We start from the raw sequence: 24,011 nt of genomic DNA, 5'->3' as shown, positions 1-24,011 counted from the left end.
AATCCGCCTGCCGGAGTAAGCGGCTTGGTCAACGGGCGTACGCCCGGCGGGCGGCCCGGATTCTCATGAAGCCGGGCCTCCGCCTGACCGCCGCGGGGATGCGGACGTCGAGCGAAGCACTGAAGATCGTGATCGACTTCGTGGTCTTGAAGCTGGCGCCTCCGGGAGGTCACTGGTCCGGTGCGGTGTGTCCCGGCGTCGGGATCACGTCGAGCGCGGCCACGGTCTCGCCGGTCCCTGCCCCGTAGTGATCGACTCACCCGCCCACGGCAGTCACCCCCCAGCGTCGAGAGAGATCCGGGCCACGATCGCCGTTATGCCAGCGAGGGGCCGCGTCACCGCTGGTACCGCGCCAAGGGGACGGCCACAACTTCCAGCGAAGATCATCGTTAAAACGTTGATCTAGGCGAGAAGCTGCGGCAGGCCGTGCTTACCGTGACCTCACACACGGCTGGAGCTGACCGAAGTGATCACGCGCCTCAGGTAAGCCCCACCTGGTGGCTCAGGATGGCGAGGAGCAGACCGGCGAGGGCTCCGATGACGAGCATCCAACGCTCGCGGCGGATGCTCTGCCGCCTCTCGGCATCAGCTCGCTCAGTGGTCTCCTGGTCTCGTTTCAAAATTACGTCGGTGCTGCTGAGCGCCGTTTCGGTCAGCCGCACAAGACGATCCAGGGTGATTCTGAGGCCCGGGGGCACCCCTTCGACCCAGCGGCAGCATCAGCAGCTCGGCGAGCAGGAGCAGCAGGATGACGGCGGCGGCCGAGGTCAGGCAGGTGCCGAAGTGGACTGACGAGGAGCGTTCGCTGGACTACCGATGGACCGTAAACCGCCTGTCGGTCATTGTTTGCATAGATGCGCTGTAGGGCAGCCCGGAGGCTCGCGCGGGTCCAGGCGCGGTAGAGGCGAAGGTCAACGAGGGGTGATCAGTGGCGCGAAATCGGCGCGAGTGAGGGGCTGGTCGGACAGTGAACCGTCAGCGCGCGGCACTCTGAGAGGTCGGCCATCACGGGAAAATGTGACGGTGGTGACGTCGTCGCGGCTGGTGAGGGTGCAGACGATTTGCCCGAAGGCGAGGACCTCGTCGCTGCGGCCGGCGTCGTCGCCGGGTTCGTCGACCCCAACGCGGGCCTGGGTGCCGGCCACTGTGACACCGGCGGCGTTGACCGCTCCTGGCAGCGCGCTGGTCAAGTCGGTAGCGCGTTCGGCGGCGGTGGGCCCGGCCAGCAGATGCCGCAGTTGGTCCTCGATCGTTGGTGGCCGCTCGACGCGCCGGACGAAAGAGATGATGCGGTTGTCGCGGACGAAGCAGAGCGTCTCGGCGGCAGGGCCGACTGGTGGGCTGGTGTCGACGGGCGTGGAGCTCTGAAACGGCCCTTGTGGTGCCTGCACTACGCGGGGGGCATCGTCGGTGGGGATGCTGCAGCTGGTCAGCAGCGCGGCAAGCGCCAGTGCGACGAGATAACGATGGTTCATGGCAGGCTCTCCGGCAGGGTGACACGGAAGCAGGCGCCTCCGCCGGGCCGGTCACCGACGGTGACGTGTCCGGCGTGTGCTGCGGCGTGCTGCGCGACCAGCGCGAGTCCGAGCCCTGTGCCGTCGCCGGCGCCCCGGGTGTGAGCTGCTCGCCCCCGGACGAAACGGTCGAAGATCGCCTCGCGGTCCTCGACGGGCACACCGGGTCCGTCGTCCTCGACCTCTATCACGCCAGTGCTGCCGTCGCGGCTCAGCCGGACGCCGGCTGGACCGCCTCCGTAGGTCACCGCGTTGTCGAGCAGGTTCGCCAGGACCTGCGCGACACGGCGCCGCTCGACCAGCCACGTCGCCGGCACGTCGGGTGCGAGATGGACGAGCGTCGTGGGCAGGTCGAGGGCACGGCAGGCGTCGCGGGCCAGCGCGACGACGTCCACGGGGGCCCGGTGGGCGGGCTGGTCGCTGCGGGCCAGGTCGATCAGGTCGTTGACGAGCCGCTGGAAACGGTCGATCTCGTCGGCGACGAGCCCGGCCGCGATGGCGGTGCGTTCGTCCTGGTGTTCCCGACGGCGGGCCAGGACGCTGGCCGCCGCGGCGAGGGTCTGCAGTGGTGAGCGCAGCTCGTGGCTGACGTCGGCGGCGAAGCGGCGGTCCCGCTCGATGCGGTGCGCGAGGCGGTCGACCATCTGGTTGAACGAGGAGGAAAGCCGGGTCAGGTCGGGGTCGGTGGCCGTGTCGAGGCGGGCGGTGAAGTCACCCGCGGCGATCTTCTCGGCCGCGTCGGCGACCGCAGTCAGCGGCCGCAGCCCGTGCCGGGTGGCGTACCAGCCGAGGGCCGCGCCGGAGCCGGCGACCATGATCGCGACGGTGGTCAGCGCGAGCGCCAGGACCTGGAACGTCTGTTCCAGTTCTCGGAGCGAGTTGACCTCGAAGTACGTCGCGGACGCGGACAGGGGCACCCCGACGACCAGGACGGATTGGCCGTCGACGCGTACCCGCTGCACCGCGGGCTCGCCGGCCGCGACGACCCGACGCAGCTCAACGGGGATGGCAGCGGTGGTGCTGGGGTCGGCGGTACGGGCATACCACTCGCCGTCCAGGTGCAGCACCGGCCGCCGACTCCCGCCCGTGTCCAGCGAACGAAGCACCTCCACCACATCGGGGGTGTCAGTGTCGAGCCCGGCACGGACGACGGTAGCGTCGAAGTAGGCTGCGCGCAGGGCGGTGCGTTCCCGCTCATCGAGCAGGGATCGGCGGGTCAACTCGTAGGAGACCAGGGCCATCGACGCCGAGAGCAGAAGCGCGCCGACCGCGAACGCGGCGGTCACCCGGGTACGCAGTCCGAGACGTCTCATCGTTGCAGCTTGTAGCCCAGGCCCCGCAGGGTGACCAGGTGCCGGGGGTTCGCCGGGTCGGACTCGATCTTCTGCCGCAGACGGCCGACATGCACGTCGACGAGCCGTTCGTCGCCGCTGTCGTACCCCCAGACCCGTTCGAGCAGTTGCTGGCGGGACAGCACCCGGCCGGCGTGCTCGGCCAGCTCGCAGAGCAGCCGGAACTCGGTACGGGTGACCGGTACGGGTTGGCCGGCTTTGCGCACCTCTCCCCCGTCAGGGCTGATCTCCAGCTCACCGACCACGAGCACGGGCACCGGCTCCGGCGTGTGCCCGGCGGCGCCGGTACGGGCGCGGCGGCGAAGGGCGCGCAGCCGCGCGGTCAGTTCCTTGATCGCCACCGGCTTGACGAGATAGTCGTCGGCGCCGGCCTCCAGGGCGGCGACGATGTCGTGGGTGTCGTCGCGGGCGCTGACCACCACGATCGGGACGTCGTCGTCACGGCGCAGCTGCCGAATGCATTCGAAGCCGTCGAGACCAGGCAGCATCAGGTCGACCAGCACGTAGTCGGCGGGATCGCGCCGCTGCGCGCGCAGCCCTTCCTCGGCCGTGGCCGCGCCCACCGCGTCGTAACCCTCGTCCTCCAGTGCGAGCAACAACGCCAAGCGGATGCGGTCGTCGTCCTCGATCACCAGTACGGCCGTCATACCCGGCATCATCCCCAGCCGACCGGCTCGGTTGCCAACCGTGGCGGCCGGTTGGCTGATTTGTCACGGAACTGTCACAGATCCGCGTGGTAGCCGCGAAACCCGCCCGGCAGGGTGACAGGTGACCGGATCCGCGAGGGAGAGGGGTGTGCCTGTGACAGGGCCGCTCGCAACTACGCCGTGCACGCTGCCGCTGGTCGAGGTGCGCGTCACCGAGTTCGACCTGGCCTGTCTGCCGGCGACCGGAGCAGTGTTCGATCGCCTGCTTGCCCTGCATCCCGCACAGATGGTGGTCGACCTGTCCGGGTGCCGGCACATCGATGCCGCTGGGATCGGCCTGCTACTCGATGTGCACCGGCGGCTGGCCCGCGCCGACGGGGTCCTCACCGTCCGCGATCCGAACCCGCGCATCCGACGCATCCTGCACGCCGCCCGCCTGCACCAGGTCCTGCCGGTCGTCGACACTGCCCCATCGTCGCCGCCCGGCACCCCACCGGGCGGGCAGGCACCAACCCGCACACAGCCGGCGCTGGTCGCTCATGGTCGCGCCTCGGTAAAAGTCGCTCACTGACGACCGCCCAGCGGACTTCCCTGCCCACCATGGGGCACAACGGCTATCAGCGCCGGAAACGCCACGCTCGAGAGCGCGACCTCCGCATCAGCTCTGCACGATCGCCGTGTCCCACCCCATCGGTAGACATGGCCCCAGGAAGGACCAGAAGAATGACCGTTGTCCCGGACGACCACCTCATGACCCTGATCTGCGACACCTGCGGCGACACCGTCAAGGCCACCGCGTGCGTGCTCCCCGATGCCGAGGTCGTCTGGACCCTGGTGTCCGAACAGGGCTGGAGCGGTTCCCCCTTCGCCACCGGCCCGCACCGCTGCCCACACTGCAGCCTCCTGCCGCTCCCTGGTGGCGGCCACGCGTCGTGCGGCGACCACGGTCCTGGCGGCATCCTCGGCATCGACCACCTCGACGACGTGACCGTTGTCGCCGCCGGGGGTGACGTCGATCTCGACACCGGCGACACCCTGCGCACCGCCCTGCGGCATGCAGCCGACATGGGCGGGCACGTCGTGGTCGACCTGAGCCGAGTACACCTCATCGACTCCACCGGCCTCGGTCACCTCGTCCGCGCCCACCGCGAAGCCCGAGATCGTGGGGCCACCCTCTGTCTGGCCGCGCCGTCGCGGTTCATCCGCACCGTCCTGCACACGATGCGCCTGGACGGAGCCTTCCCCATTTTCGACAGCCGCGAAGACGCCCTCGCCCAACTGTCCAAGGGGTCGGTGCCGGAGCGGCCAACCGCCGTCGCCGCCACCCGTTATTGATCGCACTCCTCCGGACCGAAGGCATCCTCGCCGCCGGTGGGGACAACCGACACCCCTGGAATCGGGTCACAAGGAGCCAGTGGCCATTCGAATGGCCGCTGATGGCGCGGCGAATCTCGAGAACCGGCCCTCAATTGTCGTAGCACTCGTACTTGAAGGAGATCCGAGGGAGCCCATGAGCATCGTTGGCCTCGTCACCGCGCTCCTCGTCGGCGTCGCTGCCGGCCTGCTCGGCAGGCTCGTCGTCCCAGGACGCCAGGAGACCCCGATCTGGCTGACAGTGTCCGTCGGGGTGGTCGCCGCGCTGGCGGGCAGCATCGTCGCCCGTCTCGCAGGCGTCGATACCAGCAGCCTCAACCTCAGGACCCTGGTCGTCCAGGCCGGCCTCGCCGGCATCGGCGTCGTACTCGTCGTGGCCACCGCCAGGCCCGATCCATCCGACTCGCCCTGAACCGGAGACGAGGACCTGACAAGTCTCACCCGACCGCGTTCCTGACCAGCCTGAGGACATCAGCGGCTCACCGTCCGCTATCCCGCCCGGCCTCGTCACAATCAAGGAGCTGACCATGTACATGCCATGGCCGTTGCCCGATGAAAATTGGTTTGCCGACACCTCGCACCAGCCCGAGCCCGACCACGAGGACCTGAGACTTGAGGCGCTGGTCGCACAGCGGTTGAGCATCGACTGGACCACGAGGCGCCAGCAGATCACCGTTTCCGTGCAGAACCGGGTCGTCATCCTCGCCGGCGTGGTGAGTGATGCGAACGCGCGGCAGGTTGCGGCGGACCTCGCCTACGACGTGCCGGGCATCTTCGACATCTGCAACACACTGCGGCTCAGCGGCCCGCGGCGTAGCCGACGGTGACTCCGGCTCAAAGCCACATCCACGGCGCTGATGACCCCTCAGACTGCACACTGCCTGGCCGTGGATGACACGCTCCCGTTTTCAGGGGCGGTGACAGGCTGATGATCGTCGTTTGGCTAACGTAGTAGCCGGTGTGCCGGGAAGACTGGTCGGCGACTTCGTCACCGACCCCACCGGAGGACCACGATGAGCCGCCCACCGGCGAACCACACGCCACTCCTGCTCAGCCGCAGGAGTTGGCCTGAGGTACGCCGGATCGGAGACATTCTCCGGACCGAAACGGTCGGTGGGGTGCTGCTGCTGGTCGCCGCCGTGCTTGCTCTCGCCTGGGCGAACTCTCCCTGGTCCGACGGGTACCGCTCACTCGCCGACGTCACCGTTGGCCCCGAGGCGCTGCACCTGGACCTCTCATTGGCGCAGTGGGCCGCCGATGGCCTGCTAGCGATCTTCTTCTTCGTCGCCGGGCTGGAGCTCAAGCGCGAGTTCGTCGCCGGTGACCTACGGGAGCCCCGCCGGGCGATGCTTCCGGTCGCCGCCGCTCTCGGCGGCATGACGCTGCCGGCGTTGATCTACGTGGCGTTCAACGTGGGGGCCGGCGACGGAGCGTTGACCGGGTGGGCGATCCCGACCGCCACGGACATCGCGTTCGCCCTCGCCGTGCTCGGCGTGATCAACACCAGCCTGCCCTCGGCGATGCGCACCTTTCTGCTCACCCTCGCGGTGGTCGACGACCTGCTGGCCATTGTGATCATCGCGGTCTTCTACACCAGTTCCCTGCACTTCGGGCCGCTGCTGCTCGCGCTGGCCCCGATGGCGCTGTTCGCTCTGCTGGTTCAGCGCCGGGTGCGGTCCTGGTGGCTGCTGCTGCCGCTTGCCGCCACGACGTGGGCGCTGGTGCACGCCTCCGGGGTGCATGCCACCGTCGCCGGGGTCGCGCTGGCCTTCACCGTGCCGGTGCTACGCCGCAAGCCGGGACCTGGCCCTGGCCTGGCGGAGCACTTCGAACACCGAATCCGGCCCCTGTCCGCCGGGGTCGCGGTACCGGTGTTCGCGTTCTTCGCCGCCGGAGTCTCGGTAGCCGGGGCGGGTGGCCTCGGGGCGACCCTGACCGACTCGGTCGCCCTGGGCGTGATGGTCGGGTTGGTGGTGGGCAAGGCGGCTGGCGTCCTCGGTGCCACCTGGCTCGTGCAGCGGTTCACCCGGGCCCGGCTCGCGGAAGGGCTCGCCTGGTGGGACATGGTGGGATTGGCGCTGCTGGCCGGGGTCGGTTTCACGGTGTCGCTGCTGATCGGCGAGCTGGCGTTCGGCGCTGGCACCGAACGCGACGACCACTCCAAGATCGGTGTTCTGCTCGGATCGCTGCTGTCGGCGGTGCTGGCAACCGTCGTTCTACGCGCTCGTAATCGGCATTACCAGGGGGTCTGCGCGCTGGAGGAGCGCGACAGCGACGCCGACGGGGTGCCAGACGTCTACGAGGAACAGCCGACCACGACAAGGCCGTCCTGAGCTCTCGGCTACGGTGGCCAGCCGAGCAGCCGAGCGCCGAGTACGGCTGTTTGCAGGGTGAACCGTTGCGTGGCTTCGCCAGGGTGGTAGCCGGTTAGATCCCGGATGCGGTCGAGTCGGTAGGTGATCGCGCGGACAGACAGGTGCATCTGCCGAGCGGTCGCGGTGTGGTTGCCCTGGTTGTCAAAGAGCACGGACAGGGTCTCCAGGTACGGCTCGGCACCGCCGCGCGCCGTGGTCAGTGGCCCGAGGACCGTGGTCACCAGGTCGATGATGGCGTCGCGGTCACGCAGGAGCACGGGGAACACCAGCAGATCGGCAGCGTTGAGTACGGGTGTGACGAAGCCGAGCCTGACGGCGTAGTCGAGGGTGTGGCGGGCCTCGTCCAGGGACGTGGCCAGGCCGTGCACACCAGGTTGGGCGCGGCCGACGGCGATCTGCCAGTTGCCCGCGCCGAGTTCGGTGAGGAGCAGGTGGGCGAGTTCGGCCGCAACGCCGCGTAGGCCGCCGGCGCTGATGCAGACCACGTCGTCGTCGCGGAGGGTGGTGAGGGTGTTGCCTTCGCCGAACCTGGAAGCCAGTGCGGCATCGATACGGTGCGTGATGCCGGGAGTCAAGCCGGCCGCACGGGCGATGAGGACGGTGTGGGTGGCCGACAGGCGGATGCCGTACCGGTGTGCGCGCTCGGCCAGACCGCCCGGGTCGGCGCGGCCGGTGAGCAGGTCGTTGACGAAAGCGGCACGTTCGTTGTCGTGGCGATCCAGTTCGGCACGGTTCTGGCGGGTATAACCGTCCACTGCGGCAGTAAGCAGGACACGGGTGCTGTCCAGCAGTGTCTCGGCCCGGGAATGCACGGCGATGGCGGTGTCGGCTGGCTCGACCGGGGTGGCACTCCAGCGGGCGGTGGTGGCATCCAGCAGGCCGGAGACCAGCTCGCGTAGCTTGAGCCCCTCATTCGCGGCGCGGGCACCCAGGTTGACCGCTGCCTGACGCCGGGCACTGGCCGGGACGTACAGCAGATCCTGGCAGTTGGCCGCCAGCCAGGTGTCGTCGTTCATGGGCTGTTCCTTGTCGGCGTGCTGGTGGCCGCCGGTAACCGGAGGCCACCAGCCTCAGGTTTACACACCGATGTCGCGGCGGTCGAACACGATGACTCCGGCGGTCGTGGTTACCGCACCGAGGAGCACGAGGGTGAGCAGCTCGGCTGGGTGCCAACCAGTGTGCAGCGGGTCCGTGCCGATGAAGTAGTGAAACGGTGACAACCAGCGCACCCAGTGCCACCCGTCGAGCATGCCGCCGATGGCGTTGGCCATGTAGGCGGCCACGGCGAGGCCACCGGTGATCCCGAGGACGGCAGCCCGTTTTCCAGTGGCGGCGCCAACGAGGAAGGCGACGCCAGCGAAGCTCCACACCATGGCGACCAGGCCGGCCGACGCGGCGGCGACGTTGGACAGGGGGATGTCCATGCCGATCCAGGGAACAATGATCATCAGCAGGAGCCCGGGGATGGCGGCGATCCCGGTGAGCGCGCTGCCGGCGGCGACCGCCCGTTGCCAGGCGAAAGCGGCGCGAGAGACCGGGTTGGCCAGCATCAGCTCCATGCCACCGTCCTCCTCCGGCCGAGCGATCGTGCGGGCAGCCAGCGTGATGGCGCACATCAGGACCAGCAGTGGGCCGACCAGGCTGAAGATGGTCGCCTGAAGATAGCCGGCCGGGGACAGCATGTCGGCGATGCCGAGGAAGTCCAGCATGCCCTGGGGCAGAGCGTCCTGCTTCAGCTCCGCAGCACCCTGGAACTGGCTGTAGAACGAGGTGTAGATGGCGGTGAAAGCGGCAACGCCACTGGCCCAACCGGTCAATGCCAGGCGGTCGTCACGCCAGGTCTTACGCACCAGCGCGGGAAGCATCGCCGGCTCCTTCCCCGTGGTAGTAGAACGACAGGAACGTCTCTTCCAGGTCGGGCTCGGCCGACAACATGTCCACCACCTCATGACGCGCCGCCGCCTTGATCAGCGGATCGATGCGGCCGTCGACAGTGCATTTCAGCACCGGCCCGGACACCACCACGTCGCTCACTCCGGGCAGGACACTGAACTCCGCCGGGTCCACCGGGTCATCGAAATGAATCTCGACGGCGCGGACCGCCCGCTTTCCCAGTGACTCAACCCGCTGGACCGCGGCCAACTGGCCGTCGCGGACGATGGCGACCCGGTCGGCCGCCTGCTGCACCTCGGCCAGCACATGAGAGGACATGAAGACGGTCTGCCCTGCAAGGCTGGCATCGCGCACCATGGCCAGGAACTCCTGCTGCATGAGTGGATCCAGCCCACTGGTCGGCTCATCCAGGACCAGCACCGCCGGTCGGTGCATGAACGCCTGCACCAACCCCACCTTCTGCTTGTTGCCCTTGCTCATCGTCCGTACCGAACGAGAGAGGTCCAGGTCGAGCCGCTCCGCGAACTCGGTCACCTGCGACCAGGCCACACCACCGCGCGCCGCAGCGAAGAAACGCAGCAGGTCTTCCGCCTTGTCCCGCCCGGGAAACACGAGCTCACCGGGCAGGTAGCCGATCTGACGGTGCAGTGCGGCCTTGTCCCTGCGCGGGTCGAGCCCGAGCACAGTCGCGTGTCCACGAGTGGGGCGCAGAAAGTCCAACAGCAGCCGGATCGTGGTTGTCTTCCCGGCACCGTTCGGTCCCAGGAAACCCACCACCTCCCCGGCACGAACCTCCAGGCTGAGCCCCTCGATACCGCGACGCTGACCATAGAACTTGGTCAGGTCCTCGGTGAGTAGGGCGATGTCGCTTGTCATGCCCACATCGTCGCGGGCTTTCCTCGACGGCATCCAGGTCAGCATTCGGCCGACATCTCGCTGAGGCCGTTGCCGAACGTCGGAAGCCCGTAGCCCGATCGTCAGGCCGGGCGGCCTCCGCGCCGCGACCGCCGGGAGTACTCTCGCCTCAGGTGCGCCGGGAAGTCTGGTCGGCAGGTCATGTCGTGCTGCGGCTCTGGAGGCTCCGATGGGCATTTCTGCCCTGCGCACCGAACATCTGTCCAAGCGGTACGGGCGGCTACTCGCCCTCGATGACCTCACCCTCGACGTCGCAGCGGGCGAGGTGTTCGGGTTTCTCGGCCCCAACGGCGCCGGAAAGTCAACCACGATCCGGCTGCTGCTCGGCCTTGCCCGACCCACCTCCGGACAGGCCTGGATCTTCGACAAGGACGCCGCCGACGTCGCCGCCGCCCACCTCAGCCTCGCCTACGTGCCTGCGGATGTGGCGCTGTGGCCACGGATGACCGGCGCCGAGGTGCTGGACCTGCTCGCCCGCATCGGCCCTGGCACGGACACCGCCTACCGCGACGAGCTCGTCCAACGATTCGCACTCGATGTGTCCAAACCTGCCGGCACCTACTCGACGGGCAATCGGCAGAAGGTCGCTCTGATCGCGGCGTTCGCCACCCGGGCACCTCTACTGGTGCTGGACGAACCGACCAGCGGCCTGGACCCGCTCATGGAACTGCAGTTCCGGCAGGCGGTCGGGGTTGCCCGCGACAACGGGCAGACGGTGTTCCTCAGCTCCCACCAGCTCGCCGAGGTCGAGGCCGTCTGCGACCGCGTCGGCATCCTGCGCGCTGGCGAACTGGTGGAGGTGGCGTCCGTCGCACAGCTGCGTCGACTGCACCACACCGAGGTGGCCGCCACATTCACCGGCGCGCCACCGGACCTCACCGGCGTCCCCGGCGTCAACGGCCTGCACGAAGACGGTGCCGCGTCCGTGCGGTTCACCCTGAACGGCTCCCCCGCCGCGGCGCTGCGCGCCCTGGCCGACGCTGACGTGGCGACGATCGTCGTCCGCGAGCAGAGCCTGGAGGAGATCTTCCTCGCCTACTACGGGCAGAACGCCCGATGACCGCGACGACAGCAGCCCGCCCGGAGCATGTACTGAGAGGGCTCGCAGTGCGCCAGGTACGCCGCGGCGCCCTGGTCGTGACCACCGTGTGTGCGGGCATGTCTGCCCTGGTGGTGGTTGGCTACCGCACGGACGCCCTGGATCCGGCCGCCTTGGCGGCGCTGGCCCGCAACCCCGCGATCCGCACCCTGTTCGGCGAGCCGGTCGCGCTCGACCAGGCGGGCGGGTTCACGGTGTGGCGCACGGGCACCGTCCTGGCCGTCCTGCTCGGGGTGTGGGCGATGCTCGCCGCCACCCGGATCACCCGAGAAGAGGAGGATGCCGGCCGGTGGAGTCTGTTGCTGTCCGGCCGCACCACCCTCGCCGAGGCTGTCCGCCAGCACCTCGGTGTCCTGGCCGTCGTTCCGGTCCTCGTCGGAGCGGCGACCGCGGCGGCGATGATCGCTGCGGGAGTGGACGCCCCGGGTTCCTTGTTGCACGGAACCGGGCTCGCTGCCGTCGGGCTCTTCTTCGTCGCCGTCGGGGGCGTCACGGCGCAGATGTTCGCCAGCCGGTCGGCGGCCAACGGTGCCGCGTCCGCTGTCCTGGTCGTCGGGCTCCTGATGCGGATGGTCGGCGACGGTGTGCCCACGCTGGCCTGGCTTCGGTGGCTGTCCCCGATCGGGCTCTTGGCGCTCACCCGCCCGTTCGACACCAATCGAGGGCTACCGGTGTTGGTGCTGACGTGCGCCGCAGTGCTGTTGCTGGCCCTCGCCAGTCGGCTCGCGGCGCGGCGTGACGTCGGCGCGGGGATTCTTGCGACGGTCGGCAGCCGGCCGGCGCGTACCGCGTTGCTCGGTTCGGTGCTCAGCTTCTCCGTACGGCGCACCATGCGGCCGTCGGTCGCATGGTCAGCCGGGATCGGCGCGTACTTCCTGCTCCTGGGACTGATTGCCCGGTCCATGACTGAATTCCTGACCGGCAACCCCCAGTTCGCGGCCATGGCGGCCCAGGCCGGCTTTCCGGCGCTCGGCACGGTCGAGGGTTACGCGGCCACCATGTTCGCGTTGCTGGCCGTTCCGGTCGGGGTGTTCGTCGCCGTGCGGCTCGCCGCCGTCGCGGCGGACGAAAATGCCCGGCGTCTCACCCTGCTGCTGGCCGCACCGGTGACCCGGGTGCGGCTGTTGGGCGCCGAGGCGGCCGTCGCTGGCTGCGCCGCGCTGGTCCTGATCACGGTCGCGGGAGTCGCCATGTGGGCCGGCACGGCCTCTGTCCATGCCGGCCTTACGCTCGGCGACGCGATCGCGGGCGCCTGGAACGTCGTGCCGGTTGTGCTGCTGTGTCTGGGAGCTGCGGTCCTGGCGCTCGGATGGACACCACGCGCCGTCGCGGCGATCGGCGCTCTTCCGGCCGTTGGCGGGTTCATCTGGCAGGTCATCGCCGACAGCGTCAACGCGCCCTCCTGGATCCGCGCGCTGTCCCCGTTCGCGCACCTGGCCGCGGTACCGGCCACCGAACCGGCCCGGCTCGCAGCGTGGGTGATGGCCGGCACCGCCGCAGCAGGAGCGGTCGCCGGCGCGATCGGCTACCGCCGGCGCGACCTGAGTGCCTGACCAGCCCCATCACAAACACGGTCCGCGGTGTGGCGCACTCAGACGTCGCGTCATCCACCTGCAGACCGCCGGCTCGGTGGCGTCTCAGAGCACCCGAGTCATCGTGCGAGCCGTGACCTTGCCGTCGTCCCCTGCCATGGTGGCACTCGCGCTTGACGTCGGCCTCCGTGGCAACGTCATCGCCGTCAGCGCCACCCGCTCCGTTACTTCGCGTTTGCCTGACCGTCCTCGGCCTCACCGTCGATATCCGGCGCGGCAACCGCCGCAGGGTCGCCGGCAGGCCGACGTGGGACCGCTATCCGCCGACGCACCCGGCGTAGCGCGTTGTGCCAGTTGGGCGTGTCGCGGGTGTCGTCAAAGGCCTGAGCGATCACGACGTCGGTCGAGGAGTGCGCCAGGATCGAGATGACGATCGTGAGCGCGACCAGGTGGAAGATCTCGTCGGCTGCGGCGATGCCGGATTCGATTACCAGCAGGCCGTAGACGACCGAGGCGAAGCCCTTGGGCCCGAACCACATGGCGGCCGCCTGCTCCCGCAGGCTCAGCCCTGAGCGCAGGAACGAGATCCACAGTGCGATCGGGCGGGCGACCACGATGGCCAGAACGGCGAAGACCCAACCGGTCCAGGAGATGTCGCCGAGGAACTCCACCGAGATCAGGGCACCGAACACCAGCAGCGCCCCCAGCTTGAGCAATTCGGCGATGTTCTCCCCGAAATGCTCGAACGCCGCACGTTCCCTGGGCCCGAAGGTCGCCACCGTGATACCGGCAGCGAACGCGGCAAGGAACAGATTACCGTGGGTAGCCTTGCCGAGCGCCAGCACCAGCAGGCCGATCGCGACCCCGTTCAGCGGCGCGTACGCCGCCGAGGCAGCGAAGAAGCGGGTTCGCTCCAGCGCGAGCGCCGCCAGCGGCACCAGCACCCCGATCGCCAGGCCGACGGCCAGTTCGGTGGTCAACTCGCCCAGGTGCAGGTTGTCGGAGCCGGCCGCGACCGCGAGCAGCACCACCACGAATGGCAGCGCGAGTCCGTCGTTCACCCCGGACTCGACGTTGAGGAGGTGCCGCAGCCGCGCGGGCACCTTGTCGTTGCCGACCAACGCGGCCGCGAACACCGGATCCGTGGGCGCCAGGATCGCCCCGATCAGGAGGGCCTCCGCCCAGCCCAACCCGGCCACATAGTGCGCCAGCACTGCGGTCACCAGCAGCGTCAGCGGCAGACCCCAGCCCAACGCCCGGCCGGGCAGCCGCCACGCGCTGCGCAGATCCGCCCAGCCCACGCGCATCCCGTCGCTGAACAGCACCGTGAACAGGGCCAATTCGGCCAGTTGAGCCACGATCGGCGAGTCGGCCTGCAGGTGCAACACCCCGGTGGTGTCCTCACCGAGGGCGAAGCCGGCGACCAGGAACAGCGCCGCCGTGGACAGGATCGTCCGGTGCGCGAGCGCCGACACGAGCACGGCGGCGAGCAGGACAGCGGCGAAGCAGAGGAGCAGCACAGGAAACCTCCGGGGCGCAGGGTTCAACACGGTGCCGACCAGACTTCCCGGCGCTCCACAGACCTCGCAGATCATAACGGCCCGCCGACGGCGTGTTCGTCCGCGCCACCTCAAACCGGGTCGAACTGTCGGCACGATTCGTGGTGCCCGTACGCGCCGCCCGACAGGTCAAGGACCAGGTCACCCGACGAGTACGGGACCGCTTCGCGGAAAACGCCATCAAGGTGGCGTCGCGGTTCTGCATGCCGGAACCGAGGTCGACATCACGGTTACCGCCCTGCCGGGCTCGCTGAGAACCAGCGTCCGGGGCCACACCGCAGGCAGACCGCGCAGCTGTGGCGATCACCGACCACGGCAACATGCGCGGCGCGAACGACGGTGGCGGATCTGGGCCATCTGGCCGATGGTGCCGGGAGGTTGAGGGGAGCCGGTCCGATGGTCGTCATCAGACCGGCCCGCCCTCACCAGCGGCCACCGGCATGTGCTGTGGCCGGGGCGCCCACCGTCAACGGTGTCCGTTGGACCGACTGTCACCGCTCCAGCGGGCGTAGCCGGTTGTTGACGTCGTGCACTCCCGCAGTGCTCCAGGCGCGCGCGTGGGCCTCCCTACTCACGTCGGCGCACGTGACCACGCCGTCCAGGATGACCACGCGGTTCTGCACCTCGATGCAGATGCGTTCGTGACGCAAGCGGGGATCGCGCTGCATGCTCTCCAGTAGCCGGCAGGCCAGCCGGGCATCCTCAGAGGCCGGCTGGACCTGGATCAACGATGGAAAGTTCTCGGGCAGAAACCAGGGGACGTAGGTCATGACGTTCCCTCACAGATGATTCGGTGTTTCGGCGGGCCGTGTCCGGCCGCCGAAACACCGGCCGGTCGGGGGGACAGCCGAAACTCAGCGTCGGGTCGGGGGCACCGGGTACGGCGCAGCAACCCCACGCGGGCTGAAGAACGGCGCGTAGCCGTAGTACCAGTACACGTCCTCGTAGTAGCCGGTTTCCTCGACGACCTCCGGGTCGTACGTTGGGGCCTGCTCGATCTTCTCCCGAGTCAGGTCGACCCGCACGGTGTCGTCGGTGACGTCACTGACCGCCTCGACGGGGAGGAACGTCGCGGTCGCGCCGATGCCGAGGATCCCCCCGTGCTCGACACGTAGGAACCGCACCTTGTGCTCGTCGCGATCGATCAGCAGGTCGTCAACCTTGCCCAGGTCGTCACCGTCGACGTCGAGGACGCGCCGACCGCGCACGTCGTGCTCGGCATCCGCGATCGTCTGCCCGGAGTCACCGAGCTTGACCAGAATCGCCGTCGTGTCGTGTGGCATGAGCTGCTCCTTCCGTAGCGTCTGATCCTTGTTCGCTACCCAGGCAACGGCCGGGACTAGACGACAGAGCGATGACGCTTCCGGCCCGTTTTCGTGACGGCTCACCGTGCCGGTGCGTGACGGGACGTCGAGCCACTGGCGGAAACGACGTGGGGCCCCGCCGAACCGGCGGGGCCCCACGAGTCACGCGGTTTCAGGAGAGCGTCTTGAGATACTCCGGGTTGGCCTTCAGCCACTCCTCAACGGCCTTCTCCTCGTCGCCCTTGTGAGTGTTGAACATCAGGTCCTCCAGGGACGCGAGCTGCTCACCGTCCATCTTGAACTTCTTCAGCATCGCGGTGACCTCGGGAAAGTCCTTGCCGAAGCCGGTACGGGCGAGTGTGTTGATCTGCTCGGCCTGGCCGAGGGTGCCCTTGGGGTCGGCGAGGTCCTTCAGCTCGTACTTCGCGTAGGCCCAGTGCGGGTGCCAGAGGGTGACAACGATCGGCTTCTTGTCGGCGATCGCGCTGTCCAAGGCGGCCAGCATCGCCGGGGTGGAGGAGGTCTTCAGCTTCAGCTTGCCGTCCAGGCCGTACTCGGGGATGACCTTCTCCTGGGTGGCCTTGGTCAGACCTGCACCCGGCTCGATCCCGATGATGTCCCCGCCGAAGCTGCCGGCATTGCCGGCCAGATCAGCCAGCGAGTTGACGCCCTCGACATATTTCGGCACGGCGATGCTCAGGCTGGCGTCGTCGTACCAGATGCCGAGCTTTTCCAGCTTGTCGCCGTACTTCTCCAGGTAGGAGGCGTGCGTCTGGGGTAGCCAGCTGTCCAGGAACAGGTCGATGTCGCCGTTGGCGAGACCGCCGTAGACGAGACCGGCCTCCAGGTTCTTGAGTTCAACCTCGTAGCCCTTGTCCTGCAGGATGTCCTGCCACAGGTGGGACGCGGCGATCGCCTCGTCCCAGGCCATGTAACCAATGGTGATCTTCTTGCCGTTGTCCGACGCGTCGTCCTGCTCGCCGCAGGCGACAGCACCACCGAGAGCCAGGGTGGCGGTCACCGTGAGCGCGAGGGCGCGTTTCAGTGTCGTGAACAAAGGGTTGTCCTTCCTCTTTTGGGTATGCCGGCGAACCCGCGTACGCGGGAAAGGGGACTGCCGGCGGAGAGCGACGGTCAGGCGGCCTGCCGCGCGAGGCGTTGCGCCCGGGCGGACGGGAAACGGTCGCCCGCCGAGTCGGTGAGGCGGTCGAGTACCACGGCGAGGATCACGACCGCGATCCCACCTTCGAAGCCGCTGCCCACCTCGACCTGGGACAACGCGAACATGATCACGTCGCCGAGGCCGCCGGCGCCCACCATGCCGGCGATCACCACCATGGACAGGGCCAGCATGATGACCTGGTTGACGCCGGTCATGATCGTGGGCAGTGCCAGCGGCAGCTTGGTCCGCAGCAGCACCATCCACGGTGGCGCACCGAACGACTCGGCGGCCTGGACGATTTCCTTGTCGACCTGGCGCAGACCCAGCTCGGTCAGGCGGACGCCGGGCGGCATGCTGAAGACCAGGGTGGCCAGCACGCCCGGCACGGTGCCGATGCCGAAGAAGAAGATCGCCGGAATGAGGTAGACGAACGCGGGCATGGTCTGCATCAGGTCCAGCACCGGCCGGGCCACCGCGGAGGCCCGCTTGTTCTCAGCGACCAGCACACCCAGCGGGATAGCCATCAGCAACGCCAGGGTGCTGGCCACGAGCACCTGCGCGAGCGTGCTCATGGTCTCCTCCCAGTACGGCATTCCGGCCACCAGGCCAAGGCCGACCGCGGTGCCGAGGGCGAACTTCCACCCACGCAGCCACCAACCCAGCCCGGCGAGCACCAGCACGACCACCACCGCCGGTACGCCGGTGAGCAGGTCATTGAGCGGTCGCACCAACGCCTCGACCACCGCGGCGACACCGTCGAAGAACGGGCCGAGGGCACCGGTGGCCCAGTCGACGGCGGACTCGGTCCAGGCGCCCAGCGGCACCCGGGGCAGCCAACTGTCCAGCGGCGACTGCGTCAGGCTCATGCCGGCTCTCCCTTCGTTCCAACCAGTTCCACCTGGTCCTGTGTCGGCTCGTCCGGGGTCGCGGCGGCCAGCGCACTGAGCAGCGTGATCCGGGGAATCACCCCGATCAGCCGGTCACGCTCGTCGAGAACGGCCACCGGGTGCTGACTCTCCGCGCAGTCGGCGAAGAGGTCGGCCACCGAGGTGTCCGCGGTGACCGTGCGCACCCGCTCGGTCGACACGTAACCGTCGAGGTGGGGACGGCCCTCGCGGAGCGCCCGCAACACCTCGTCCTCGGTGACCGTGCCGAGGAACCGCTTCATCGGACCGGTCACGTAGACCACCGAGGTTTGGCTTTCCCGCAACGCCTTGGCGGCGACCCGCGGACCGGCGTTGACGTCGAGCACCTGCTGGGGCTTCTCCATCACCGATGCGGCGGTGAGGATTCGGGTCCGGTCGACGTCGGCGACGAACTGCGCCACGTAGTCGTTGGCCGGGTCGGTCAGGATCTCCTCGGCGGTGCCGATCTGAACGATCCGACCGTCCCGCATCACCGCGATCCGGTCGCCGAGCCGCATGGCCTCGTTCAAATCGTGCGTGATGAAGATGATCGTCTTGCCCAGTTCGGCCTGAAGCTCCAGGAGCTGGTCCTGAATCTCCCGGCGGATCAGCGGGTCCAGCGCCGAAAACGCCTCGTCCATCAGCAGGATCTCGGTGCCGGCCGCGAGCGCGCGGGCCAACCCGACCCGCTGCCGCATGCCGCCGGAAAGGTCGTGCGGCAGGTTGTCCGCCCACTCCGTCAGGCCCACCATGCGCAGCGCGTCCATGGCCCGCTCACGCCGCTCGGCCTTGGGCAGCCCGGCGACCTCCAGCGCGTACCCGGCGTTCTCCAGCACCGTCCGATGCGGCATGAGCGCGAAGTGCTGGAACACCATGCTGACCTTCTCGCGGCGCAGCTTGCGCAGCGCAGCCGGCTTGAGCGTGGTCAACTCGACCCCATCGACCCGCACGCTTCCCCTGGTGGGCTGCAGCAGGCCGTTGAGCATCCGGATCAGGGTCGACTTTCCGGAACCGGAGAGGCCCATGACGACGAAGATCTCGCCGGGGCGTACCTCGAAGTTCGCATCGATCACCGCGGCCGTGGCCGGCAGCCCGGCGAGCGCCTCGGCGCGGGGCTTGCCGTCCGCCAGGCGTCGTACCGCTTCGTCAGCCCGGCTGCCGAAAATCTTGTAGAGCGACTGCACTATGAGCGCGGACACGATCCCCCTTTCGACGGAAACCGGCTGGTGTATCGCATCACCGGCGCCATCTTCGCGTCTCTTCGTCGATATCAACATCGATCACGTTCCGCAGGGCACATAGGCCCGGCGGCGAAACCTACCGACGCACTCGCCACAAATCCAGTCGGCACCGCAGGGTTGTGGATATGCACACAAAAATTTGCGAGCACCGGTGCCGGACTGGTCGTCCAGCGGATGTTGCGCAACCCATCGCCCGCAGCGGCCAGACCGGGCAGGATTGGTGAAGCCTGCGCCGATCGTCACCCTGGAACGCCTCCCACCAGCGGGCCGATGCCCGACCGGGGAGAGCAGTTCCAGAATTTGTTGGGGTTGATAGAGAACTGTCATACAACTGTCATATTCCATCGTGGCTCGATCGCGTAATCTCACCTTCGGCGCAGTGCCGCAGCTTCCGATTGCGGCCGACTTCGAAGACACCATCTCCATTCAGCCGACACCCCAAATCGTCGTGACAAGCGATCAGGCGGGCGTGGGGTTACGTGATCGGTGCGCCCTCTCACCACGGTCTCCCCTTAGCGACTCACCGAGGCGTCGGTATTCTTGATCGGGCGCTGCCGACACCATTGCCGTCAGCTGAGGGGGGAACCATGCTCGATCACATCGACCTCGCTCGCCTGCGGGACGTGCTCGACGGACCGTGGGCCGCAGTCCGCAACGCGCACCGGGAGCACCTCGACGCGCGTTTCCTGCCGGTCTACGGGGAGACCGGCGACCAGGCACGGGAGCGGATCACCCGGTTGCTCACCGAACTCCCCGCCGAGCTGGGTATGGCGTCGGCCTTCCCCACCGAGTACGGCGGCAGCTCCGATGTCGGCGGCTCGATCATCGCCAGCGAGATGCTGGCGCAGGTCGACCTGTCACTGATGGTCAAGGCCGGAGTGCAGTGGGGCCTGTTCGGCGGCGCGGTCGCGGCCCTCGGCACCCGCCGGCACCATGACGCCTATCTCCGGGACATCGTCTCGGGCACGGTCTTCGGCTGCTTCGCCATGACCGAGACCGGGCACGGCTCCGATGTCCAGCAGCTGCGCACCACCTGCACGTACGACCCGCAGACGCAGACTTTCGACCTGCACACCCCGCACGAGGCGGCCCGCAAGGACTACATCGGCAACGCCGCCCGGGACGGGCGGATGGCGGTGGTCTTCGCACAGCTGATCACGAACGGCCGGCGGCACGGCGTACACGCGTGGTTGGTGCCGATCCGCGACGCGCAGGGCAACCCGCTGCCTGGCGTGCGCATCGGCGACGCCGGGCCCAAGGCCGGCCTGCTCGGCGTGGACAACGGGCGGCTCACCTTCGACCACGTACAGGTGCCGAGGGACATGCTGCTGGACCGCTACGGTCAGGTCGCACCGGACGGGACGTACTCCAGCCCGATCGAGAACGACTCCCGACGCTTCTTCACCATGCTCGGCACCCTGGTCCGTGGCCGGGTGAGCGTCGGCGGCGCCGCGTCGGCGGCCACCAAGTCGGCGCTCACGATCGCGGTGCGCTACGGCGACATCCGCCGCCAGTTCGGCACGCCCGACGCCGACCGGGAGGTGCTGCTCAACGACTACCTGGCCCACCAGCGCAAGCTGCTGCCCGCCCTGGCCACCACGTACGCGCTGCACTTCGCCCAGACCGAGCTGGTCGCCGCGCTCAGTGAGGTGCAGGGCGGCGACGGGCCGGTCGACGAACACCGGCAACGGGAGCTGGAGTCCCGGGCCGCCGGTCTCAAGGCCGCGCAGACCTGGCACGCGACCCGCACCATCCAGATGTGCCGCGAGGCGTGCGGCGGCGCCGGCTACCTGTCCGAGAACCGGCTACCCAGCCTCAAGGCCGACACCGACGTCTTCACCACCTTTGAGGGCGACAACACCGTGCTGCTGCAGCTGGTGGCCAAGGGACTGCTCACCGGCTACCGGGACGAGTTCGGCTCGCTGGACGGCTGGGGGCGCGCCTCCTTCGTCGCCGAGCAGGTCCGCGAGATGGTGCTCGAACGCACCGCCGCGCGGTCGCTCATCGAACGGCTGATCAGCGCCGTACCCGGCCGTGACGACGAAGTCGCCGTCACCGACCGAGGCTGGCAGCTCAAGGTCTTCGAGGACCGCGAGAAGCACCTCCTCGACGGCGCGGTCCGCCGCCTGCGCAACGGCGCGGCCACCAAGAAGGACCACCCCTTCGACATCTTCAATGACGTGCAGGACCATGTCCTCGCCGTCGCCGCGGCGCACATCGACCGGATCACCCTGGAGGCGTTCGTCGCCGGCATCGAAGACACCGCCGACACCGCGGTCCGGGCGCTACTCTCGCGCGTTTGTGACCTGTACGCGCTCAGCGTCATCGAGACCAACAAGGGCTGGTTCCTGGAACACGGCCGACTCACGCCAGCCCGCTCCAAGGCGATCACCAGCGTCGTGAACGGCCTACTCAAAGACCTGCGCCCGCACCTGCGCACGCTCGTGGACGGTTTCGCCATCCCGGACACCTGGCTGCACTGCGCAATCCTGCGAGAGGAACCCGGCCGGCAGGACACCATGACCGCCCACGACGCTGCTGGCGATTGGCAGGTGGTACCGGCGTAGGAGGTGCGAGGCGCGTCTCCTCGCGGACGTCCGGCAGGTGCCGCGGCGCTCGCGGCACTGCTCTCGGCGAGCGGGACGCTCCCCCAGTTCCACCGCGAAATCCGCTGGACGTCAGCCGTGATCAGCAGGGCCAAGGAACTCGAGCGAGCACCGTTCTCGCGCTCACCAACGCACTTGTTTCAGCTAGTGCTGCGCGTTCACGACGCCATCCCGATCGGCGGATAGCAAGCCAATCCGCCTGTGGGCCTGGGCTGTCAGCCCCAGCTAGGACGTGAGCGGGAAGAACTCGTGGGGCAGGCAGGCGCCGAGCTGGCTGCCGCCCCGGGAGAGGAAGATCTCGATGTGTACGTGCGAGTTGACCGCGTTGCCGGTGGAGCCGGTGAGCCCGAGCCGGTCGCCGGCACTGACCTGACTGCCGGCGCGCACCGCGATGTCATACATGTGGGAGTAGTAGACCCGTACTGTCAGGTCGTCGGGCGTATTCCCGCGGTAGGTGTGGCACACCGACACCGAGGCCGCGCGCCGGTGGTCGTCGGCGCCGGCCGAGCGCAGCCACAGCAACAGCTGCCAGATCCGGTTGACCAACCTGCGCCGTTCGGTGTCGTACCCGGAGCTGCTGTCGCTGGAGAGCAACTCCCGTACCGAGGTGAGCAGCTCACCCACCGTGATGTGGGGGGTGACGATGCGACCCAGCCCGAACGCGCCCGAATCGGCATGCAGCCGATCCCGACGGAACAGCACCGTCCCCACCGGCAGGCCACGGGCACGCACCACACCGGCTTCCAGGTCCCGGACGATCCCCGCGCGCAGCGCGTCGAAGGCTGCGGCGTTGTCGATCGGAGTGAGATTGCGGGCGACCAGACCGGTAAGCAGCCGGGACACCTCGCTGCCACTGGACGAACGGGTGAGCACCTCGGCCGGGGCGATCTCGTCGTCTCCGTGCGCGCGCAGCAGCGCCCCCAGCTCCGTCTCCCGCGATCCCTGCCGGCCGAGCAGGCCGTACGCGATCTTGCCGAAGATGTCCTGGAGGTCGTCGGACGCGCGCGCCTCGACCACCGCGCTTCCCCCCGCCAGGCGGTACGCCACCGCGTCGTCCGGGGTGGCGCGGAACCGCTCGGGAAGCCGGAACTCCTGCGGGGCGGAGAGCAGCAGCGGCAGGCCGGCATGACAGTTCCAGTCGACGGCGTTGTCGCCGTGGCCGGGGTAGCTCAACCACTGCACCTGGCCGTTGGTGTGTGCGGAGATCCCGATGTCGCGGCGCCGCTCCGCCGACGAGCTGACCTTCAGGAACGAGTCCATGAACAGCTCCAGCCCGAGGTTGTGACTGTTCTTCAGCAGCCGCTCCAGTAGCAGCTCGTACCGCTCCCAGCGGCCGGTCTCGTCGGCGACCGACAGCCGATGGCTCGTCAACGACGTGAGTTCCTGGTCCATGCGCTGCAGCAGGGCGTCGCGATCCTGGCGGGCCTCGTCGTCCCGGATCCCGCGGCGTTCGGCGTCCTCGTACGCCGCGATCCGGCTCATCGTCGCGCCGCTGAGCGCCCGGCGGAGGCTGGCGATCTCGCGGCTCGTCGTCGTGAGCTCCTGCTGTTGCTCCTGAATCCGAGGCCAGAGCACCCGCAGCTGGGCCCTGCTAGCGGATCGGGTCTCGCGGGTCTCCGCGGAGGAGCCGGCTTGCCGGCGCAGCCGCTCCCGTTCCGCCCGGTCGGCGCTCAGCACCGCCTCCAGGTCGGTCCGGCGGCGGGCCAACGCCCGCAGCCGCTGGTACACCTCCAGGTCGGCCGGCGACGGTGGTGCTACCCCGGCCAACTGCGCCACCAGTTGTCGCCGCTGCCAGTCGGTCCGCCGGCCGGTGAGCATGGTGAGTTGCCGTTCCACCAGCGCCTGGTGGGTGTGCGGCACGTGGACGGTGGCGTCGACGAGGGCGCGTACTACGGCGGTGAGCCGGTTGCGGCCCAGCCGCACCGCAGTGGTCAGGTCGCGAAACACGGCTGGCTCCGAATCGCGGCGGCCCAACCGTTCGACGCTGATCACCACGCTGAGTGCGATCGTCCGCTCGTACCAGGCGAGCAGCGCGTGCAGCCGGGTCTGGGCGGCACCCCACGCCGGTCCGTGCAGCAGCGACAGGAGCGCCGCGAGCACCATGTCGTGCGGCGCGTCGGCTGGTACGGCAACGTCCAGCTCGCTTCGGTACGCGTCCGTCGCGGTGACGACAGCGCTCACCGTACGCCGCACCTCGTCGCGGGCCGTGGGGTCCAGTAGCGCACGCACCGTAGGTGAGCTGGCACGCCCCAGCGTGGCGGTGCCGCCGTCGGCGAGCACCGCCGCCAACGCCTGCCGCAGCGGAGAAGACTCGCTCCCGCCGTCGGCACCACCACCGTCGGGCGGGTCACCGCCGCCGTCCTCACCTGCCGGGGGCAGGGTGATGCGGTACGACGGGATCACGTCACCGGTCAGTGCTGCCGATGAGCCCGCTGCGTCCGGATCGAACCAGCCGGCGGCGATGCTGTCGGCCAGCAGCAGTTCCAGGAACCGTCCGAAGTCCTCGTTACCGTCCATGCTGGAGCCGAGCCGC

At 68.9% G+C, this 24,011-nt stretch carries 21 protein-coding genes and 1 pseudogene; 8 read left to right on the top strand and 14 right to left on the bottom strand.

What is annotated here, in order from left to right; all coding sequences use genetic code 11:
• Positions 1–479: 479 nt before the first annotated feature.
• From GA0070561_RS33700 to GA0070561_RS22890, 4 genes are all read right to left on the bottom strand, one after another.
• Positions 480–662: a hypothetical protein gene (locus GA0070561_RS33700; protein ID WP_091404541.1), complete on the bottom strand. Its 183-nt coding sequence runs from the start codon at positions 660–662 to the stop codon at positions 480–482.
• A 249-nt stretch (positions 663–911) separates the two neighbouring features.
• A complete protein-coding gene (locus GA0070561_RS22900) occupies positions 912–1,475 on the bottom strand; it encodes a GerMN domain-containing protein (protein WP_091404538.1) in 564 nt (187 codons plus the stop codon).
• Positions 1,472–2,827, bottom strand: coding sequence for a sensor histidine kinase (locus GA0070561_RS22895; protein ID WP_091404536.1), 1,356 nt, complete (start codon positions 2,825–2,827; stop codon positions 1,472–1,474). The genes GA0070561_RS22900 and GA0070561_RS22895 overlap by 4 nt, the downstream gene beginning before the upstream one ends.
• Complete coding sequence (locus GA0070561_RS22890; RefSeq protein ID WP_091404533.1) at positions 2,824–3,513, bottom strand: response regulator transcription factor; 690 nt, start codon at positions 3,511–3,513, stop codon at positions 2,824–2,826. Before GA0070561_RS22890 ends, GA0070561_RS22895 begins: the two co-directional genes overlap by 4 nt.
• Before the next feature lie 148 nt (positions 3,514–3,661).
• Between GA0070561_RS22890 and GA0070561_RS22885 the strand changes: the two genes are divergently transcribed.
• From GA0070561_RS22885 to nhaA, 5 genes are all read left to right on the top strand, one after another.
• Positions 3,662–4,084, top strand: coding sequence for an STAS domain-containing protein (locus tag GA0070561_RS22885; protein WP_244166389.1), 423 nt, complete (start codon positions 3,662–3,664; stop codon positions 4,082–4,084).
• A gap of 152 nt (positions 4,085–4,236) precedes the next feature.
• Positions 4,237–4,848, top strand: a complete 612-nt coding sequence (locus GA0070561_RS22880) for an STAS domain-containing protein (RefSeq protein WP_091404527.1) — start codon at positions 4,237–4,239, stop codon at positions 4,846–4,848.
• Between the two features lie 175 nt (positions 4,849–5,023).
• Positions 5,024–5,299 (top strand): GlsB/YeaQ/YmgE family stress response membrane protein, encoded by a 276-nt coding sequence (locus GA0070561_RS22875; RefSeq protein WP_091404523.1) that lies wholly within the window; start codon positions 5,024–5,026, stop codon positions 5,297–5,299.
• 115 nt (positions 5,300–5,414) lie between these two features.
• A complete protein-coding gene (locus GA0070561_RS22870) occupies positions 5,415–5,714 on the top strand; it encodes a BON domain-containing protein (protein ID WP_091404519.1) in 300 nt (99 codons plus the stop codon).
• A gap of 186 nt (positions 5,715–5,900) precedes the next feature.
• Positions 5,901–7,220, top strand: coding sequence for a Na+/H+ antiporter NhaA (nhaA, locus tag GA0070561_RS22865; RefSeq protein WP_091404515.1), 1,320 nt, complete (start codon positions 5,901–5,903; stop codon positions 7,218–7,220).
• A gap of 8 nt (positions 7,221–7,228) precedes the next feature.
• Here nhaA and GA0070561_RS22860 read toward each other — a convergent pair whose 3' ends face one another.
• The 3 genes from GA0070561_RS22860 to GA0070561_RS22850 are packed head-to-tail and all read right to left on the bottom strand — an operon-like array spanning position 7,229 to position 10,031.
• Positions 7,229–8,278, bottom strand: a complete 1,050-nt coding sequence (locus GA0070561_RS22860; protein ID WP_091404512.1) for a PucR family transcriptional regulator — start codon at positions 8,276–8,278, stop codon at positions 7,229–7,231.
• 60 nt (positions 8,279–8,338) lie between these two features.
• A complete protein-coding gene (locus GA0070561_RS22855) occupies positions 8,339–9,127 on the bottom strand; it encodes an ABC transporter permease subunit (RefSeq protein WP_091404509.1) in 789 nt (262 codons plus the stop codon).
• Positions 9,105–10,031 (bottom strand): ABC transporter ATP-binding protein, encoded by a 927-nt coding sequence (locus GA0070561_RS22850; RefSeq protein ID WP_091404505.1) that lies wholly within the window; start codon positions 10,029–10,031, stop codon positions 9,105–9,107. The genes GA0070561_RS22855 and GA0070561_RS22850 overlap by 23 nt, the downstream gene beginning before the upstream one ends.
• A 208-nt stretch (positions 10,032–10,239) precedes the next feature.
• Here GA0070561_RS22850 and GA0070561_RS22845 point away from each other — a divergent pair, with 208 nt between their 5' ends.
• Together GA0070561_RS22845 and GA0070561_RS22840 are read left to right on the top strand one after the other, a co-directional pair.
• Complete coding sequence (locus GA0070561_RS22845) at positions 10,240–11,130, top strand: ABC transporter ATP-binding protein (protein WP_091404503.1); 891 nt, start codon at positions 10,240–10,242, stop codon at positions 11,128–11,130.
• A 98-nt stretch (positions 11,131–11,228) separates the two neighbouring features.
• Positions 11,229–12,722 carry a polyketide antibiotic transporter gene (locus GA0070561_RS22840; protein WP_141710433.1) on the top strand — a complete coding sequence of 498 codons (1,494 nt, stop codon included), beginning with the start codon at positions 11,229–11,231 and terminating at the stop codon, positions 12,720–12,722.
• Between the two features lie 203 nt (positions 12,723–12,925).
• Here the strand turns inward: GA0070561_RS22840 and GA0070561_RS22835 are convergent, their stop codons facing one another.
• From GA0070561_RS22835 to GA0070561_RS22810, 6 genes and pseudogenes are all read right to left on the bottom strand, one after another.
• Positions 12,926–14,221 carry a cation:proton antiporter gene (locus GA0070561_RS22835; protein WP_244166388.1) on the bottom strand — a complete coding sequence of 432 codons (1,296 nt, stop codon included), beginning with the start codon at positions 14,219–14,221 and terminating at the stop codon, positions 12,926–12,928.
• Between the two features lie 530 nt (positions 14,222–14,751).
• Positions 14,752–15,030 (bottom strand): BON domain-containing protein, encoded by a 279-nt coding sequence (locus GA0070561_RS22830; protein WP_091404493.1) that lies wholly within the window; start codon positions 15,028–15,030, stop codon positions 14,752–14,754.
• A gap of 84 nt (positions 15,031–15,114) precedes the next feature.
• The gene (locus GA0070561_RS22825; RefSeq protein ID WP_091404491.1) at positions 15,115–15,543 is read right to left on the bottom strand and encodes a PRC-barrel domain-containing protein; all 429 of its coding nucleotides are present in this window, start codon (positions 15,541–15,543) and stop codon (positions 15,115–15,117) included.
• Between the two features lie 193 nt (positions 15,544–15,736).
• Positions 15,737–16,621, bottom strand: a complete 885-nt coding sequence (locus GA0070561_RS22820; protein WP_091404488.1) for a glycine betaine ABC transporter substrate-binding protein — start codon at positions 16,619–16,621, stop codon at positions 15,737–15,739.
• Between the two features lie 77 nt (positions 16,622–16,698).
• Complete coding sequence (locus GA0070561_RS22815; protein WP_091404485.1) at positions 16,699–17,592, bottom strand: ABC transporter permease; 894 nt, start codon at positions 17,590–17,592, stop codon at positions 16,699–16,701.
• A gap of 68 nt (positions 17,593–17,660) precedes the next feature.
• Positions 17,661–18,830: pseudogene (locus GA0070561_RS22810) on the bottom strand (quaternary amine ABC transporter ATP-binding protein); the annotation flags it as partial.
• Between the two features lie 629 nt (positions 18,831–19,459).
• On the opposite strand from GA0070561_RS22810, the gene GA0070561_RS22805 reads away from it, so the two are divergent.
• Positions 19,460–21,439: an acyl-CoA dehydrogenase family protein gene (locus GA0070561_RS22805; protein ID WP_091404479.1), complete on the top strand. Its 1,980-nt coding sequence runs from the start codon at positions 19,460–19,462 to the stop codon at positions 21,437–21,439.
• A gap of 264 nt (positions 21,440–21,703) precedes the next feature.
• Here the strand turns inward: GA0070561_RS22805 and GA0070561_RS22795 are convergent, their stop codons facing one another.
• Positions 21,704–23,995: a M23 family metallopeptidase gene (locus GA0070561_RS22795; RefSeq protein WP_091404472.1), complete on the bottom strand. Its 2,292-nt coding sequence runs from the start codon at positions 23,993–23,995 to the stop codon at positions 21,704–21,706.
• Positions 23,996–24,011: the final 16 nt, after the last annotated feature.

It is taken from the genome of Micromonospora saelicesensis, assembly GCF_900091575.1.
Lineage (GTDB): Bacteria > Actinomycetota > Actinomycetes > Mycobacteriales > Micromonosporaceae > Micromonospora > Micromonospora saelicesensis.
The sequence above is the reverse complement of the archived record's forward strand: the minus strand, read 5'-3'. Positions and strand labels throughout refer to the sequence as shown.

Coding starts and splice junctions, on each gene's coding strand:
- GA0070561_RS22900 (WP_091404538.1), bottom strand. CDS start 1,475: ATGAACCATCGTTATCTCGTCGCACTGGCGCTTGCCGCGCTGCTGACC.
- GA0070561_RS22895 (WP_091404536.1), bottom strand. CDS start 2,827: ATGAGACGTCTCGGACTGCGTACCCGGGTGACCGCCGCGTTCGCGGTC.
- GA0070561_RS22890 (WP_091404533.1), bottom strand. CDS start 3,513: ATGACGGCCGTACTGGTGATCGAGGACGACGACCGCATCCGCTTGGCG.
- GA0070561_RS22880 (WP_091404527.1), top strand. CDS start 4,237: ATGACCGTTGTCCCGGACGACCACCTCATGACCCTGATCTGCGACACC.
- GA0070561_RS22875 (WP_091404523.1), top strand. CDS start 5,024: ATGAGCATCGTTGGCCTCGTCACCGCGCTCCTCGTCGGCGTCGCTGCC.
- GA0070561_RS22870 (WP_091404519.1), top strand. CDS start 5,415: ATGTACATGCCATGGCCGTTGCCCGATGAAAATTGGTTTGCCGACACC.
- nhaA (WP_091404515.1), top strand. CDS start 5,901: ATGAGCCGCCCACCGGCGAACCACACGCCACTCCTGCTCAGCCGCAGG.
- GA0070561_RS22860 (WP_091404512.1), bottom strand. CDS start 8,278: ATGAACGACGACACCTGGCTGGCGGCCAACTGCCAGGATCTGCTGTAC.
- GA0070561_RS22855 (WP_091404509.1), bottom strand. CDS start 9,127: ATGCTTCCCGCGCTGGTGCGTAAGACCTGGCGTGACGACCGCCTGGCA.
- GA0070561_RS22850 (WP_091404505.1), bottom strand. CDS start 10,031: ATGACAAGCGACATCGCCCTACTCACCGAGGACCTGACCAAGTTCTAT.
- GA0070561_RS22845 (WP_091404503.1), top strand. CDS start 10,240: ATGGGCATTTCTGCCCTGCGCACCGAACATCTGTCCAAGCGGTACGGG.
- GA0070561_RS22840 (WP_141710433.1), top strand. CDS start 11,229: ATGTCTGCCCTGGTGGTGGTTGGCTACCGCACGGACGCCCTGGATCCG.
- GA0070561_RS22830 (WP_091404493.1), bottom strand. CDS start 15,030: ATGACCTACGTCCCCTGGTTTCTGCCCGAGAACTTTCCATCGTTGATC.
- GA0070561_RS22825 (WP_091404491.1), bottom strand. CDS start 15,543: ATGCCACACGACACGACGGCGATTCTGGTCAAGCTCGGTGACTCCGGG.
- GA0070561_RS22815 (WP_091404485.1), bottom strand. CDS start 17,592: ATGAGCCTGACGCAGTCGCCGCTGGACAGTTGGCTGCCCCGGGTGCCG.
- GA0070561_RS22805 (WP_091404479.1), top strand. CDS start 19,460: ATGCTCGATCACATCGACCTCGCTCGCCTGCGGGACGTGCTCGACGGA.
- GA0070561_RS22795 (WP_091404472.1), bottom strand. CDS start 23,995: ATGGACGGTAACGAGGACTTCGGACGGTTCCTGGAACTGCTGCTGGCC.